General features: G+C 50.2%; 9 protein-coding genes, 1 tRNA gene, 3 rRNA genes and 7 pseudogenes. 5 read left to right on the forward strand and 15 right to left on the reverse strand.

What is annotated here, in order from left to right:
* Nucleotides 1-8: 8 nt before the first annotated feature.
* From ACD630_RS04245 to ACD630_RS04265, 5 genes and pseudogenes are all read right to left on the reverse strand, one after another.
* Nucleotides 9-1,007 (reverse strand): annotated as a pseudogene (locus ACD630_RS04245) (IS256 family transposase); the annotation flags it as partial.
* Between the two features lie 191 nt (nucleotides 1,008-1,198).
* Nucleotides 1,199-1,314 (reverse strand): 5S ribosomal RNA (gene rrf / locus ACD630_RS04250).
* A 114-nt stretch (nucleotides 1,315-1,428) separates the two neighbouring features.
* Nucleotides 1,429-4,335: ribosomal RNA gene (locus ACD630_RS04255) — 23S ribosomal RNA — on the reverse strand.
* A 196-nt stretch (nucleotides 4,336-4,531) separates the two neighbouring features.
* Nucleotides 4,532-4,607: transfer RNA gene (locus tag ACD630_RS04260), tRNA-Glu, on the reverse strand.
* A gap of 139 nt (nucleotides 4,608-4,746) precedes the next feature.
* Nucleotides 4,747-6,288, reverse strand: a 16S ribosomal RNA gene (locus ACD630_RS04265).
* Together the 16S, 23S and 5S rRNA genes with 1 tRNA gene alongside form the textbook arrangement of a ribosomal RNA operon.
* 503 nt (nucleotides 6,289-6,791) lie before the next feature.
* On the opposite strand from ACD630_RS04265, the gene ACD630_RS04270 reads away from it, so the two are divergent.
* Nucleotides 6,792-7,340 (forward strand): gamma carbonic anhydrase family protein, encoded by a 549-nt coding sequence (locus ACD630_RS04270; RefSeq protein WP_430358223.1) that lies wholly within the window; start codon nucleotides 6,792-6,794, stop codon nucleotides 7,338-7,340.
* Here the strand turns inward: ACD630_RS04270 and ACD630_RS04275 are convergent.
* The 5 genes and pseudogenes from ACD630_RS04275 to ACD630_RS04295 all read right to left on the reverse strand — a co-directional run.
* Nucleotides 7,325-7,582 (reverse strand): DUF1488 domain-containing protein, encoded by a 258-nt coding sequence (locus tag ACD630_RS04275; protein ID WP_430358224.1) that lies wholly within the window; start codon nucleotides 7,580-7,582, stop codon nucleotides 7,325-7,327. The genes ACD630_RS04270 and ACD630_RS04275 overlap by 16 nt on opposite strands.
* A complete protein-coding gene (gene aroE, locus ACD630_RS04280) occupies nucleotides 7,579-8,406 on the reverse strand; it encodes a shikimate dehydrogenase (RefSeq protein ID WP_430359888.1) in 828 nt (275 codons plus the stop codon). The genes ACD630_RS04275 and aroE overlap by 4 nt, the downstream gene beginning before the upstream one ends.
* A gap of 15 nt (nucleotides 8,407-8,421) precedes the next feature.
* A complete protein-coding gene (gene tsaC / locus ACD630_RS04285) occupies nucleotides 8,422-8,991 on the reverse strand; it encodes an L-threonylcarbamoyladenylate synthase type 1 TsaC (protein WP_430358225.1) in 570 nt (189 codons plus the stop codon).
* Nucleotides 8,984-9,535, reverse strand: a pseudogene (locus tag ACD630_RS04290) (topoisomerase DNA-binding C4 zinc finger domain-containing protein). The gene tsaC and the pseudogene ACD630_RS04290 overlap by 8 nt, the downstream one beginning before the upstream one ends.
* A gap of 27 nt (nucleotides 9,536-9,562) precedes the next feature.
* Nucleotides 9,563-9,772: pseudogene (locus ACD630_RS04295) on the reverse strand (DUF494 family protein); the annotation flags it as partial.
* 399 nt (nucleotides 9,773-10,171) lie between these two features.
* On the opposite strand from ACD630_RS04295, the gene ACD630_RS04300 reads away from it, so the two are divergent.
* Entirely contained in the window at nucleotides 10,172-10,849 is a 678-nt protein-coding gene (locus ACD630_RS04300; RefSeq protein ID WP_430358226.1) for an IS630 family transposase, read from the forward strand.
* A gap of 40 nt (nucleotides 10,850-10,889) precedes the next feature.
* Here the strand turns inward: ACD630_RS04300 and ACD630_RS04305 are convergent.
* Nucleotides 10,890-11,813 (reverse strand): annotated as a pseudogene (locus ACD630_RS04305) (IS5 family transposase).
* 26 nt (nucleotides 11,814-11,839) lie between these two features.
* Between ACD630_RS04305 and ACD630_RS04310 the strand changes: the two are divergent.
* The gene (locus tag ACD630_RS04310) at nucleotides 11,840-12,022 is read left to right on the forward strand and encodes a transposase (RefSeq protein ID WP_430358227.1); all 183 of its coding nucleotides are present in this window, start codon (nucleotides 11,840-11,842) and stop codon (nucleotides 12,020-12,022) included.
* Between the two features lie 68 nt (nucleotides 12,023-12,090).
* Here the strand turns inward: ACD630_RS04310 and nagB are convergent, their stop codons facing one another.
* Nucleotides 12,091-12,891 (reverse strand): glucosamine-6-phosphate deaminase, encoded by an 801-nt coding sequence (nagB, locus tag ACD630_RS04315; protein WP_430359889.1) that lies wholly within the window; start codon nucleotides 12,889-12,891, stop codon nucleotides 12,091-12,093.
* Between the two features lie 305 nt (nucleotides 12,892-13,196).
* Here nagB and ACD630_RS04320 point away from each other — a divergent pair.
* Nucleotides 13,197-13,466 (forward strand): annotated as a pseudogene (locus ACD630_RS04320) (helix-turn-helix domain-containing protein); the annotation flags it as partial.
* Here the strand turns inward: ACD630_RS04320 and ACD630_RS04325 are convergent.
* Nucleotides 13,435-13,848 (reverse strand): hypothetical protein, encoded by a 414-nt coding sequence (locus ACD630_RS04325; RefSeq protein ID WP_430358228.1) that lies wholly within the window; start codon nucleotides 13,846-13,848, stop codon nucleotides 13,435-13,437. The pseudogene ACD630_RS04320 and the gene ACD630_RS04325 sit on opposite strands and share 32 nt — an antisense overlap.
* 60 nt (nucleotides 13,849-13,908) lie before the next feature.
* Between ACD630_RS04325 and ACD630_RS04330 the strand changes: the two are divergent.
* Nucleotides 13,909-14,170, forward strand: a pseudogene (locus tag ACD630_RS04330) (PTS transporter subunit EIIC); the annotation flags it as partial.
* Nucleotides 14,171-14,199: 29 nt separating this feature from the next.
* Here ACD630_RS04330 and ACD630_RS04335 read toward each other — a convergent pair.
* Nucleotides 14,200-15,414: pseudogene (locus tag ACD630_RS04335) on the reverse strand (IS256 family transposase).
* The gene (locus ACD630_RS04340; protein WP_430358229.1) at nucleotides 15,408-15,743 is read right to left on the reverse strand and encodes a hypothetical protein; all 336 of its coding nucleotides are present in this window, start codon (nucleotides 15,741-15,743) and stop codon (nucleotides 15,408-15,410) included. The pseudogene ACD630_RS04335 and the gene ACD630_RS04340 overlap by 7 nt, the downstream one beginning before the upstream one ends.
* Nucleotides 15,744-15,763: the final 20 nt, after the last annotated feature.

Genomic DNA, 15,763 nt, shown 5'->3' on the forward strand with positions numbered 1-15,763 from the left:
GCCTTTCCTCAGAAGTGACCGTCAAGACGGTCACCGAACTCGATAATAAAGCGACCCATTGCCATACGCCAGTCCTGTAAGGACATCGTCCATTTCTGTGATGCCGCCTGGATTGCCAGCCATACGACTTTCTTCACCGAGTCATCAGTCGGGAACACCTTGCGTTTCTTGATTGCATGCCGGAGCACGCTGTTCAGTGATTCTATAGCGTTCGTCGTGTAGATTACCTTGCGAAGTTCCTGCGGGTACGAGAAGAATGTCGACAGGTTGGCCCAGTTTGACTGCCAGCTCCGGCTTATCTGCGAATAGCGGTGATCCCATGTCCCACCGAACGTCTCCAGCGCCTGAAGCGCGGCCTCTTCGGCTGGAGCCTGATACACTGCTTTGAGGTCGCGTGTTACCGCCTTATAGTCCTTCCAGGCAACGAAGCGCAGACTGTTGCGCACCATGTGCACGATGCACAACTGGATGCGGGCTTCCGGGTAGACCGTGTTGATGGCATCCGGGAACCCTTTCAGGCCGTCCACACAGCCAATGAGGATGTCGGTCAGGCCACGGTTTTTCAGTTCTGTCAGCACGTTCAGCCAGAACTTTGCGCCTTCATTTTCGGCCAGCCACATCCCCAGTAGCTCTTTCTGGCCTTCGATATTGATACCCAGCGCCAGGAACACAGACTTATTGATAACGCGCCTGTCCTGCCGGACTTTCAGAACGATACAGTCAAGGTAAACAATGGGATAAACCACATCCAGGGGGCGATTTTGCCATTCAACAACCTGCTCCATAACGGCATCGGTGACCTTCGATACCAGGGCGGGTGAGACATCCGCGTCATACAGTTCTTTGAACACAGCGGCAATTTCGCGGGTGGTCATCCCTTTGGCATACAACGATAAAATCTGGTTATCCATCCCTGTGAGCCGGGTCTGCTTCTTCTTCACCAGTTGCGGTTCAAAGGAACCATCACGATCACGTGGTGTACGCAGTTCCAGCGGACCATCGCCGGTGGTATAGCCAAGCGACATTATTTTGATAACAATTAGCTGTATTTTTTTACCACATATCAGTGCATTGGCTGTAATCATTTTTAAGTCGGTTGGCTATATCAAAATCAGGCAATTACACAATATCGTGTACAGGCTCTCCACGCACAGCAAAAAGGGCTGTCCTCTCGGACAGCCCCTTCGCTATATTTAAAGCCTGGCAGTTCCCTACTCTCACATGGGGAAGCCCCACACTACCATCGGCGCTACGGCGTTTCACTTCTGAGTTCGGCATGGGGTCAGGTGGGACCACCGCGCTATCGCCGCCAGGCATATTCTGTTTTATCTTACCCGTCCTCACGGACCAGCAAGACCAATCTGTCTACAAGCTGAACTTCACGAGTTCTGATTCTCTACACCAACACCAAAACACCTTCGGCGTTGTAAGGTTAAGCCTCACAGGTCATTAGTACTGGTTAGCTCAATGCATCGCTGCACTTACACACCCAGCCTATCTACGTCGTCGTCTTCAACGGCCTTTCAGCGTCCTCTAGGGACAAGGGAGAACTCATCTCGGGGCAAGTTTCGTGCTTAGATGCTTTCAGCACTTATCTCTTCCGCACGTAGCTACCGGGCAATGCCATTGGCATGACAACCCGAACACCAGTGGTGCGTTCACTCCGGTCCTCTCGTACTAGGAGCAACCCCCCCCAATTCTCCAACGCCCACGGCAGATAGGGACCGAACTGTCTCACGACGTTCTAAACCCAGCTCGCGTACCACTTTAAATGGCGAACAGCCATACCCTTGGGACCTACTTCAGCCCCAGGATGTGATGAGCCGACATCGAGGTGCCAAACACCGCCGTCGATATGAACTCTTGGGCGGTATCAGCCTGTTATCCCCGGAGTACCTTTTATCCGTTGAGCGATGGCCCTTCCATTCAGAACCACCGGATCACTAAGACCTACTTTCGTACCTGCTCGAGCCGTCACTCTCGCAGTCAAGCTAGCTTATGCCTTTGCACTAACCTCCTGATGTCCGACCAGGATTAGCTAACCTTCGTGCTCCTCCGTTACTCTTTGGGAGGAGACCGCCCCAGTCAAACTACCCACCAGACACTGTCCCCAGTCCGGATTACGGACCCAGGTTAGAACATCAAACATTAAAGGGTGGTATTTCAAGGTTGGCTCCATGCAGACTGGCGTCCACACTTCAAAGCCTCCCACCTATCCTACACATCAAGGCTCAAGGTTCAGTGTCAAGCTATAGTAAAGGTTCACGGGGTCTTTCCGTCTTGCCGCGGGTACACTGCATCTTCACAGCGAGTTCAATTTCACTGAGTCTCGGGTGGAGACAGCCTGGCCATCATTACGCCATTCGTGCAGGTCGGAACTTACCCGACAAGGAATTTCGCTACCTTAGGACCGTTATAGTTACGGCCGCCGTTTACTGGGGCTTCGATCAAGAGCTTCTCCTTGCGGATAACCCCATCAATTAACCTTCCAGCACCGGGCAGGCGTCACACCGTATACGTCCACTTTCGTGTTTGCACAGTGCTGTGTTTTTATTAAACAGTTGCAGCCAGCTGGTATCTGCGACTGCGCAAAGCTTCAGGAGCAAGTCCCTACACCTCGCACAGCGTGCCTTCTCCCGAAGTTACGGCACCATTTTGCCTAGTTCCTTCACCCGAGTTCTCTCAAGCGCCTTGGTATTCTCTACCTGACCACCTGTGTCGGTTTGGGGTACGATCCAATGTTACCTGATGCTTAGAGGCTTTTCCTGGAAGCTGGGCATCTGTCACTTCAGTACCGTAGTACCTCGTCATCACGCCTCAGTGTTTAATAGCAACCCGGATTTACCAAAGTCACCCACCTACACGCTTAAACCGGGACAACCGTCGCCCGGATGACATAGCCTTCTCCGTCCCCCCTTCGCAGTAACACCAAGTACAGGAATATTAACCTGTTTCCCATCGACTACGCCTTTCGGCCTCGCCTTAGGGGTCGACTCACCCTGCCCCGATTAACGTTGGACAGGAACCCTTGGTCTTCCGGCGAGCGGGCTTTTCACCCGCTTTATCGTTACTTATGTCAGCATTCGCACTTCTGATACCTTCAGCAAACCTCACAGTTCACCTTCAACGGCTTACAGAACGCTCCCCTACCCAACAACACTAAGTGTCGCTGCCGCAGCTTCGGTGCATGGTTTAGCCCCGTTACATCTTCCGCGCAGGCCGACTCGACCAGTGAGCTATTACGCTTTCTTTAAATGATGGCTGCTTCTAAGCCAACATCCTGGCTGTCTATGCCTTCCCACATCGTTTCCCACTTAACCATGACTTTGGGACCTTAGCTGGCGGTCTGGGTTGTTTCCCTCTTCACGACGAACGTTAGCACCCGCCGTGTGTCTCCCGTGATAACATTCTTCGGTATTCGTAGTTTGCATCGGGTTGGTAAGTCGGGATGACCCCCTAGCCGAAACAGTGCTCTACCCCCGAAGATGAATTCACGAGGCGCTACCTAAATAGCTTTCGGGGAGAACCAGCTATCTCCCGGTTTGATTGGCCTTTCACCCCCAGCCACAAGTCATCCGCTAATTTTTCAACATTAGTCGGTTCGGTCCTCCAGTTAGTGTTACCCAACCTTCAACCTGCCCATGGCTAGATCACCGGGTTTCGGGTCTATACCCTGCAACTTAACGCCCAGTTAAGACTCGGTTTCCCTGCGGCTCCCCTATGCGGTTAACCTTGCTACAGAATATAAGTCGCTGACCCATTATACAAAAGGTACGCAGTCACACCCCGAAGGATGCTCCCACTGCTTGTACGTACACAGTTTCAGGTTCTGTTTCACTCCCCTCGCCGGGGTTCTTTTCGCCTTTCCCTCACGGTACTGGTTCACTATCGGTCAGTCAGGAGTATTTAGCCTTGGAGGATGGTCCCCCCATATTCAGACAGGATAACACGTGTCCCGCCCTACTCATCGAGCTCACAACCTGTGCGTCTTCGTGTACGGGACTATCACCCTTTACTGTGCGACTTTCCAGACGCTTCCACTGACACACAAGCTGATTCAGACTCTGGGCTCTTCCCCGTTCGCTCGCCGCTACTGGGGGAATCTCGGTTGATTTCTTTTCCTCGGGGTACTGAGATGTTTCAGTTCCCCCGGTTCGCCTCATGCCACTATGTATTCATGACATGATAGTGCAACGAATTGCACTGGGTTTCCCCATTCGGGTATCGTCGGTTATAACGCTTCATATCAGCTTGCCGACGCTTTTCGCAGATTAGCACGCCCTTCATCGCCTCTGACTGCCTAGGCATCCACCGTGTACGCTTATTCACTTAACCTCACAACCCGAAAATGTCTCGGGTGTGAAAGCTTGAGAGAATCACAATATTGGTAGTGAGCCAATATTGCTCGTTTCAATTTTCAGCTTGTTCCAGATTGTTAAAGAGCAAATATCGTAAACACGACTCGTAAGTCATCTTTACGTTATTGTCGGTTGCGCAGAACCGGTGATAATGTCTTTCACTCATTATCGGTTGGCGTCCCCAAGGGGATTCGAACCCCTGTTACAGCCGTGAAAGGGCAGTGTCCTAGGCCTCTAGACGATGGGGACACGAAAACCCGATTAACTCAACTGCTCTAATCGGTTCGTATCAGCATGAGTCAGAGACTCATTCATCAACAGGTGCTTTTTGCTCAGCATTTTCATCAGACAATCTGTGTGGACACTTCACAGAATCAGTACCATCAGGTAAGGAGGTGATCCAACCGCAGGTTCCCCTACGGTTACCTTGTTACGACTTCACCCCAGTCATGAATCACAAAGTGGTAAGCGCCCTCCCGAAGGTTAAGCTACCTACTTCTTTTGCAACCCACTCCCATGGTGTGACGGGCGGTGTGTACAAGGCCCGGGAACGTATTCACCGTAGCATTCTGATCTACGATTACTAGCGATTCCGACTTCATGGAGTCGAGTTGCAGACTCCAATCCGGACTACGACGTACTTTATGAGGTCCGCTTACTCTCGCGAGGTCGCTTCTCTTTGTATACGCCATTGTAGCACGTGTGTAGCCCTACTCGTAAGGGCCATGATGACTTGACGTCATCCCCACCTTCCTCCAGTTTATCACTGGCAGTCTCCTTTGAGTTCCCGACCGAATCGCTGGCAACAAAGGATAAGGGTTGCGCTCGTTGCGGGACTTAACCCAACATTTCACAACACGAGCTGACGACAGCCATGCAGCACCTGTCTCAGAGTTCCCGAAGGCACCTTCGTATCTCTACAAAGTTCTCTGGATGTCAAGAGTAGGTAAGGTTCTTCGCGTTGCATCGAATTAAACCACATGCTCCACCGCTTGTGCGGGCCCCCGTCAATTCATTTGAGTTTTAACCTTGCGGCCGTACTCCCCAGGCGGTCGATTTAACGCGTTAGCTCCGGAAGCCACGCCTCAAGGGCACAACCTCCAAATCGACATCGTTTACAGCGTGGACTACCAGGGTATCTAATCCTGTTTGCTCCCCACGCTTTCGCACCTGAGCGTCAGTCTTCGTCCAGGGGGCCGCCTTCGCCACCGGTATTCCTCCAGATCTCTACGCATTTCACCGCTACACCTGGAATTCTACCCCCCTCTACGAGACTCTAGCTTGCCAGTTTTGAATGCAGTTCCCAAGTTAAGCCCGGGGATTTCACATCCAACTTAACAAACCGCCTGCGTGCGCTTTACGCCCAGTCATTCCGATTAACGCTTGCACCCTCCGTATTACCGCGGCTGCTGGCACGGAGTTAGCCGGTGCTTCTTCTGCGAGTCACGTCAATCAGCAAGGTTATTAACCTTGCTGCCTTCCTCCTCGCTGAAAGTGCTTTACAACCCGAAGGCCTTCTTCACACACGCGGCATGGCTGCATCAGGCTTGCGCCCATTGTGCAATATTCCCCACTGCTGCCTCCCGTAGGAGTCTGGACCGTGTCTCAGTTCCAGTGTGGCTGGTCATCCTCTCAGACCAGCTAGGGATCGTCGCCTAGGTGAGCCATTACCTCACCTACTAGCTAATCCCATCTGGGCACATCTGATGGCGTGAGGCCCGAAAGTCCCCCACTTTGGTCTTGCGACGTTATGCGGTATTAGCTACCGTTTCCAGTAGTTATCCCCCTCCATCAGGCAGTTTCCCAGACATTACTCACCCGTCCGCCGCTCGTCACCCAGAGAGCAAGCTCTCTTGTGCTACCGCTCGACTTGCATGTGTTAGGCCTGCCGCCAGCGTTCAATCTGAGCCATGATCAAACTCTTCAATTTAAAGTTTGATTTGCTTCTACTCGAGAAGCGATGCTCAAAGAATTATTACTGTCAGTTCGTAATGAATTAACTGTTGTTCACTCTTCAAGACTTTTATTTTTTTAAGCCCGAAGGCTTTACGATAAAGTCCTGTGAGTGCCCACACAGATTGTCTGATCAATTGTTAAAGAGCGTTGCGACTCGGCTTGCAGCCTGCTGTCGCGAGGTGGCGTATAGTACGCTTTCCTCTTTAAGAGTCAACGATTATTTTCATTTGAAAGTGAATCGTTTTTCTCTTGCTGACCTCGCCTTGAATCGCTTCGTGTCAACGGAGGCGCATTATAGGGATCCTAATAATTTACACAACCCCTTTTTTGGATCTTTTTTCTGTTCGCGCGTTTTTTACCCCCTTCGTTGAGATCCTGCGCAACCCGCGCTATTTTCAACCTACTTTTGCTACTTCTGGCAGCAGCAGGACCACAATTAGGGTAAGTTACTCTTTTCGAATGTATTGAGAGGTAAATATGGGCTCCCACGCATTGCGTTCTTATAAGGATGCGTTCCCCACTCTCGGGGAAAACGTGATGATCGATCCATCCAGCGTTGTGATCGGCAACACGACGCTTGGTGATGATGTCAGCATCTGGCCATTAGTCACGATCCGTGGCGACGTACATGAAATCCACATCGGCGCACGCACCAATATCCAGGATGGCAGCGTATTGCACGTAACCCAGCGCTCAGCGAGCAACCCGCAGGGTAATCCGTTGATCATTGCTGAAGAGGTCACCGTAGGTCACAAAGCCATGCTACACGGCTGCACCATCGGCAACCGCGTATTGGTCGGTATGGGATCGATCCTGCTTGATGGCGTTATCGTAGAAGATGACGTGATGATTGGAGCGGGCAGTCTGGTACCGCCTGGTAAGCGCTTGCGGAGTGGTTACCTCTATCTTGGTAGCCCAGTGAAACAAATCCGCCCACTGACAGCAGAAGAGATCGAGGGTTTGCGCTACTCCGCCAATAACTACGCCACGTGGAAGAACGACTATCTGACTCAGGACAGCGAGTAATATCCCTCGGTGTCATCCTGTTCATTGAGCACCCGAGCTTCGAAAAGATCTTCGATATCCCAGCGGTGCTCTCTGAACAACGCCAGCCAGCTATCCGCATCCGTTCCCCCAAAACGCGTCTGAAGTTGCGCGGCACTGATGCGGCATTCACGCTGAAAACCACCGATCAATACAGGGAAGTAGATCATACGATCCTCTTCGCTCCACGCTTCGCGATCGGGGAACTGGATCGCCTGATTCATGCGTTAAGTGCTTTTTTCATCTGTTCGATCACCGGAGTGGTATCTGGCATCACGCCGTGCCAGAGGAAGAACGCGTGTGCCGCCTGATTGATCAACATACCAAAACCATCTGCCAACTGTGATGCTCCCTGCTGCTGGCACCACAATAAAAACGGTGTCAGGCTGACCTGATAGAACATGTCATAACAGAGCGTAGAGGCAGTGATCAACGAGGCAGGCAGATCGGGAATATCGCCGGAGATCCCTGACGAGGTGGCGTTGATGATCAGATCGAAGTTTTCGCCTTCCAGTCCATCCAGTGGCAACGCGTCAATCTGCCCCACTGGCTGAAACAGTGTCGCGAGCGCTTCCGCCTTGGCAAACGTCCGATTGGTCACCACCAGCGAACACCCATGGCTTAATAACGGCTGAATAACGCCTCGGCTGGCGCCACCCGCACCGATTAACAGCACCCGATCCTGCGGTGTCACCAGCGCAAGACGCTGCAAATCGCTCAGCAGCCCAATACCGTCGGTATTATCCCCCAACAGCCGAGCGTCTTCGAGCCGCTTCACGGTATTGACCGCTCCCGCTAACGAGGCGCGTTGGCTAAGTTCATCGACTTCCTGATAGGCACGCTCCTTGAAAGGCATGGTGATATTCGCCCCCAACGCCCCTGCCTGAAAAAAATCACGCAGCGTTTGTTCAAAGCTGTCCAGCGGTGCCAACAGGCGTTCATACGTCAAGGAGATGCCGGTTTGCTCAGAAAACAGCGCATGTATCTGCGGCGATTTGCTGTGCGCAATAGGATGACCAAAAACCGCGAATGACGTTACTTCAGACACCTTTATCTCCACTTTTTAACCTTGTCGTATCAGGTTGCCCGTCAAGACATCCCGAATTTCAGACGGATTCTGCCGCCCGGATGTTTCTCCGTGCAGAACAGGAAAGGCCTCACCAAACTGAGTCAGAACCTCTTGTGCCGTGCGGCACGGCGGCAGTCCGGTCAGATTAGCGCTGGTTGACACGATTGGCTTGCCAAACGCTAGGCAGAGCTCACGAACTAGAGGATGCGCACTGACGCGCACCGCCAACGATGAGAATTGCCCGGTCAACCAACGTGGCTTACTCGACTTGGCGGGCATCACCCACGTTACCGGCCCCGGCCAGGAGGCAAACATCACCGCCTTTTGCTCAGCGCTGAGCTGGCTGTCATCAATATAGGGGGTGAGCTGTTGATAATCAGCCGCGATCAGGATAAGCCCCTTTTCGACAGGCCGTTGTTTCAAGGCCAGCAGTTTCATCACTGCGGCTTCACTGTCAGGATCACACCCCAAGCCGAAAACCGCTTCGGTAGGATAGGCGATGACATTCTGCTTTCTCAGTTCCTGAATGACAGAAACCGATTGTTCATTCACTACATTACTCATTGGTATCAATTTCTGCCGTTACCGGCTTTCCACAGGCTTTACTGGCACAAAAACGTTTGACGCCCTGCACCGTTTTCTTTTCGAACAATAGCGGATAGTGGCAGGTTGGACACGTTCCCGCCACCGGTTTATGGTTGAGCGCAAATTGGCACTCCAGGTAACGCTCACAGGCGTGGAACATTTTGCCAAAGCGCGATTTACGTTGCAGCAGTTTACCTTTGCCACATTGTGGACAGGTTAATGCGGTTTCATCGGGACGGTCTATGACCTCGGTATGGTCACACGCCGGGTATTTGCTACAGCCAATAAACATGCCATAATGCCCCTGCCGCAACACCAGCGTCCCCTGACAGTGCGGGCAGAGTTACCCAGACAGCTCCTTCACAATATGACCATCCGCATTGGCTTTCAGCGGACGAACGAATTCACACTCCGGATAGCGCGAGCAGCCCAAAAAAGGGCCGCGGCGGCTGGAGCGAATCACCAGCGGCGCGGCGCACTCAGGGCAGCACTCCGCCTTTTTATCCGCTATAAGCGCAGGGATTACCGTGGTTTATTCTGACTTGTCGGTTTAATGCAAATACTCCTCATCTGCTTCAAACAGCAGATCTTCCATTTGCTGGTAGGCGTTTTCACATCCGGGTAGATTGAACAACACCATGATGATCACCCATTTAAGATCGTCCAGATCGAACGATAAGGTATCCAGCGCCATCACGCGATCGATCACCATCTCACGCATTTCAAGATTCAACACGTTGATTTGCCACAAGAACAACAAAATCTATGGTCACCCCCATTTTTGCAACACTGATTTTTGACTAATGGTGGGCTTGCTTCAATCTATCCGGCGTCTCTGTGGGCGAGATGCCCGCGCCTCGATGAGTTCCGCTCCTAGTGAACCTGAAAAGGCCCTCTGCTTCAGTGAGCCATTTTTGTCGTCAGGTTTTTCAGCAGGCCGATATGCCGTTCATGTCATCAATAATCAGTTTTCGCAAAACCAGATAGGTAACTTCTGTTTAATTACTTAATAATCAGTGTGTTGATGTAGTTCTATATAACATCAGGCCTGATATTCATTGTGATTATAGCTAAACGACTTAATTTTGATTACATTATTTAAATGAGCTATTCAATTGATTTTAGAGGTAAAGTGATATCTACACGGGAATAAGAAGAGTTGAGTATCCGAGAAACAGCGAAGCAATTTCGGATTGGCCCTGCCTCTGTATCGCGTTGGATTAATCAAATAGCGTCAAAAGCATCGACCACGCGTCAGCGAAAGAGCGATAAATCCGAGTTGATAAAAGATGTTGAACCATATCCAGATGCTTACCAAAAAGAACGTGCAGAGCGTTTTGGCGTTTGTCAGAAGGCCATTTGGCACGCTCTTAAAAAGCTGGGATTAACCTATAAAAAAACTCTATGTCATCCGAAAGCCGACGAAAGCGCCCGGCAAGCATTTCAAAAAAAACAACAGTATGAAAAAGAAGGTAAACCTATTGTTTTTATTGATGAAATTGGTTTTCCACACGATACCCCATGGACTCACGGCTATTCCCAAAAAGATCAACGGTGTTTTGGCCTGAAGAACGGGGGAGCCAAAGGAAGAACAAATGTTATCGGCGCGTTATTAGACACAACGCTGTTTGCTATCGGATTATTTGATATCAATATTAACAGCGATGTTTTCTATTCCTGGGTCACACAAGTCCTTATCCCAGTACTCCCTAAAAACAGGGTAATCGTGATGGACAATGCAACTTTTCACAAAAAACATAATATTCAACAAGTCATCATCGATGCAGGGTATATGCTGGAGTATTTGCCTACATATTCGCCAAGCTTTGTTGAATAAATCAGAACTTGTAACGACTGCGCCCCATACTGGTCGATTGTTACGTGATGCGAATACTGTTCGGCATTCCTAATAGCGTGATCAGGTTAAGCGCTTTGACCATGGCCATGGCTTCACCCACCTGACCATCGTAGTCTCTCAGACTTAGATGACCACCCAGAAGCCTTTTGAACCGGAACATGGCCGTTTCAGCCACTGAGCGCCGGTGATAGCCCACTTTCTTTTTCCAGATATCGTTACTACCGCTAATGCGCTGATTTGCAACAGCGGGGTTACGCTCGTGGTAGCGATCTTGCCAATATTGCGCCCCCCTTCGTGGCGGGATAAGCGGCCTTATTTTCTTCCTCAGCAGAGCATCATAGCAGTAAACTGTATCCTAAGCGCCGTCAGCCGATGCCTCTCTGATTTTCCGGTGGGTCTGGTTTATCAGCGCCGGTAGAGCTTGGGCATCAGTCGTACCACTGAGCGACAAATCCGCACAGATAATCTCATGCGTCACACTGTCTACTGCCAGGTGCAGCTTACGCCATACCCTGCGTCTGTCGGCACCATGCTGCCGGACTTTCCATTCGCCTTCGCCAAAGACCTTCAGGCCGGTTCCATCAATGACCAGATGTGAGATTTCACCACGGGTTGGCGTTTTTATGCTGATGTTCACTGTCTTTGCTCGCTTGCTGAGCAGCGAATAGTCTGGACAATGGAGCGACAATTTAATCAGTTTAAAAATCGAGTCACCAAAGCCCTGTAAAGCCCTCAATGAAAGGCCAAACACGCGTTTCATCATCAGGACTGTGGTGATGGTCATATCTGAGTAGTGGAGCGGTCGTCCACGCCGTTCAGTAGTGTTTTTTTCCGTCCATGCAGCAATGGCTGATTCATCTAGCCATACGGTTAGAGAACCGCGCTGCTTGAGGGCCTTGTTATAAGAGGGCCAGTTGGTGATTTTAAAATTTTGTTTTGCCATGGAGAGCTGATTTTGAAACAACTGTCTTGCTCTGCTCCGATGATTACCCAAAAGTTCTATTTATTCAACAAAGCCTGTATATGGTGGAGTATTTGCCTACATATTCGCCAGATCTTAACCCAATTGAGCATAAATGGGCACAAGCAAAAAGCAAAAAAAGAGAGAGTGGTTGCGATACAGAGATTTTGTTCTCAGTCCATATGGTGTGATCAAAATTAAGTCGCTTGGCTATACTACAATGGGTTAACGCATACATCTTGAACTCCCGGCTTACAGATTAAAGACCGATAATGCTTTCAGCTTCCAACTCGTGGAAGTATTTCACGGTTTTTACTTTCAACTCCATGGTAGAGGGCTCATCGCAAACAATGATTGCCTTGGCATGCAGTTGCAGACAACTGATGGTCCACATGTGATTTACATTGCCCTCTACGGCAGCCTGTAACGCTTGTGCCTTGTTACGGCCAGACACCAAAATCATCACTTCCTCAGCATCTAACAGGGTGCCGACGCCGACGGTAAGCGCATATTTGGGAACCTGAGACACATCACCCTCGAAGAAACGGGAATTCGCGGTGCGGGTCTCTTCGGTCAACGTCTTGATCCGCGTACGGGAGGCTAAGGATGAGGCGGGTTCATTAAACGCAATATGCCCGTCATTACCTACTCCCCCCATAAACAGGTGAATCTTGCCATAGGAGGCCATTTTATCTTCATAACGTTGGCATTCGGCCACCACATCTGGAGCGTTAGCGTTCAACAGGTTAATATTTTCCTGCGGAATATCAACGTGATTGAAGAAATTCTCATACATGAACGTGTGATAACTTTGCGGATGAGCGGCCGGCAGACCGACATATTCATCCATATTAAATGTCACCACGTGCTTAAAACTGACCAGCCCGGCGTTGTGCATCACGATAAGCGCTTTATAAGCTTCTAACGGTGAACTGCCTGTTGGCAGGCCTAACACAAAAGGGCGCTCAGCGCTGGGATTAAAGGCATTGATGCGCTGCACAATATGTCGTGCTGCCCATTTGCCTACCTGCTCTGATGTGGTTACGGGAATAAGTCTCATACATAAATCTCCGGATAAGCGTTCCAAAACCAGTGAACCGATTTGCTACTGCCTGGATGATAAAGATAGGTTATTAGTTAGTCTAGCCTGTTTTTTATCTTGAAATAATGTGAGGGTATTGATAGATATAATGATTTAATATGCAGGCGTTTTGCGCGTTATAGCCAACAGACTTAAAAATGATTACAACAGATACCCTGATATGTATTAGTCGCGACTAGATCTGACACTGGACCTTGAAAGGTTGAGAGTTACCGGTTTTGATATGGGTGTCTCATCCTTAAACAAAACGCGAGGTAACTCTCATGCTTCATACTAACAATCCCATTATCAAACACAAAGCCGGCCTGCTCAATCTCGCCGAAGAACTTGGTAACGTATCAAAAGCCTGCAAGAGCATGGGCGTGTCACGCGATACATTTTACCGTTATCAGGAACTGGCTGCTGAAGGCGGCATTGATGCGCTGGTTAACCAGAAACGCCGGGTTCCGAACCTGAAGAACCGCGCCGACGAAGCCACTGAACGCGCGGTTGTTGATTATGCTATTGAGTTCCCGCCCCATGGGCAGCATCAACCAGTAGGCTGGTTTGCAGTTCATAACCGACGTCGCCACCATGCGTCATTTTCAAACGTTCTTCTTTCCCATTGTGGGTACGAAACTGTAAATGAGACCAGTCGTGAACGACGGGAGCGTATGGATGCGGGCTAAGTGCAACCTGCCGGAGAGCCAGCGAAATAATCGGTTCATTGAGCTGACTGAAGCTAATACGTTCATTATTAAAAAAACGCCAAACGGCCTGAGTAGTGGCGAATGTTGTTTTCTGCGCGCAGGCAAGGTCTTTAACGGCTGACGCCAATGGTGCTGCGGGAGTCATGTATTGCTTAACCAGACGCTGATAACGCCGGTTAAGGCGGGCATCAATTCCGCCGATGGATAAGTTGAGATCATGCAGCAACGTAATAGCAGATATTGCAAAAGATGTGTAGATACCTATGGGCGGGAGAGAGAGGATAATGTGAGTGTTCTTAGCTATTTGCAAAGGGTAGAACGAGCGCTGATGGTGCCAGTGGCGACGTTGCCAGCCGCAGCGATTCTCATGGGGATAGGATACTGGATCGATCCCAATGGTTGGGTGAGTGAGAGTGCGCTGGCAGCGTTACTGATCAAATCCGGTGCCGCAATCATTGAAAACATGGGGGTGCTGTTTGCGGTAGGCATTGCTTATGGCATGTCCAAGGATAAAGATGGGGCGGCAGCGTTAACCGGGTTCGTGAGCCTGTTTAAGATTTTGTGTAAATGCCTTTCCTCAGAAGTGACCGTCAAGACGGTCACCGAACTCGATAATAAAGCGACCCATTGCCATACGCCAGTCCTGTAAGGACATCGTCCATTTCTGTGATGCCGCCTGGATTGCCAGCCATACGACTTTCTTCACCGAGTCATCAGTCGGGAACACCTTGCGTTTCTTGATTGCATGCCGGAGCACGCTGTTCAGTGATTCTATAGCGTTCGTCGTGTAGATTACCTTGCGAAGTTCCTGCGGATACGAGAAGAATGTCGACAGGTTGGCCCAGTTTGACTGCCAGCTCCGGCTTATCTGCGAATAGCGGTGATCCCATGTCCCACCGAACGTCTCCAGCGCCTGAAGCGCGGCCTCTTCGGCTGGAGCCTGATACACTGCTTTGAGGTCGCGTGTTACCGCCTTATAGTCCTTCCAGGCAACGAAGCGCAGACTGTTGCGCACCATGTGCACGATGCACAACTGGATGCGGGCTTCCGGGTAGACCGTGTTGATGGCATCCGGGAACCCTTTCAGGCCGTCCACACAGGCAATGAGGATGTCGGTCAGGCCACGATTTTTCAGTTCTGTCAGCACGTTCAGCCAGAACTTTGCACCTTCATTTTCGGCCAGCCACATCCCCAGTAGCTCTTTCTGGCCTTCGATATTGATACCCAGCGCCAGGAACACAGATTGATAACGCTGCTGTCCTGCCGGACTTTCAGAACGATACAGTTAAGGTATAGCCAACCGACTTAAAAATGATTACAGCAAACGCCCTGATATGTGGCAAAAAAATACAGCTAATTGTTATCAAAATAATGTCGCTTGGCTATAAACAATGGGATAAACCGCATCCAGGGGGCGATTTTGCCATTCAACAACCTGCTCCATAACGGCATCGGTGACCTTCGATACCAAGGCAGGTGAGACATCCGCGTCATACAGCTCTTTGAACGCAGCGGCAATTTCGCGGGTGGTCATCCCTTTGGCATACAACGATAAAATCTGGTTATCCATCCCTGAGAGCCGGGTCTGGTTCTTCTTCACCAGCTGCGGTTCAAAGGAACCATCACGATCACGTGGTGTACGCAGTTCCAGCGGACCATCGCCGGTGGTAACAGTCTTTGTGGAGTAGCCATTGCGCGTGTTAGTTCCAGATTCGGACTGGGGCTTCTCATACCCGAGGTGATGGGTCATTTCAGCATTAAGGGCAGCTTCAACGCTGATCTTTTTTAGCAAGCGATCAAACTGGTTGAGAGCGTCAGGGGTTTTGAGATTTTTGGCCAGCTCGTTAGCCAGAGCCTGTAACTATTTTTCGTCCATAAAGTAACCTGCTTTTGATGTTGGATTGAACATATCAAAATCAGGCAATTACACAATCTCGTGTACAGGCTCTGAGTCCGTGGGGTATCGTGTGGAAAACCATTTTTATCAATAAAAACAATAGGTTTATCTTCTTTTTCATACTGTTGTATTTTTTGTTGAAATGCTTGCCGGGCGCTTTCGTCGGCTTTCGGATGACGTAGAGTTTTTTTATAGCAAAACGACTTAAAAATGATTACATCCAATGCCCTGATATGTGGCAAAA

Source organism: Symbiopectobacterium sp. RP (assembly GCF_050472005.1).
GTDB lineage: Bacteria > Pseudomonadota > Gammaproteobacteria > Enterobacterales > Enterobacteriaceae > Symbiopectobacterium.

Excerpts from the sequence above, each read along its gene's own strand:
- nagB (WP_430359889.1), bottom strand. The coding sequence starts at position 12,891 with ATGAGACTTATTCCCGTAACCACATCAGAGCAGGTAGGCAAATGGGCA.
- ACD630_RS04275 (WP_430358224.1), bottom strand. The coding sequence starts at position 7,582 with ATGAATCAGGCGATCCAGTTCCCCGATCGCGAAGCGTGGAGCGAAGAG.
- tsaC (WP_430358225.1), bottom strand. The coding sequence starts at position 8,991 with ATGAGTAATGTAGTGAATGAACAATCGGTTTCTGTCATTCAGGAACTG.
- ACD630_RS04270 (WP_430358223.1), top strand. The coding sequence starts at position 6,792 with ATGGGCTCCCACGCATTGCGTTCTTATAAGGATGCGTTCCCCACTCTC.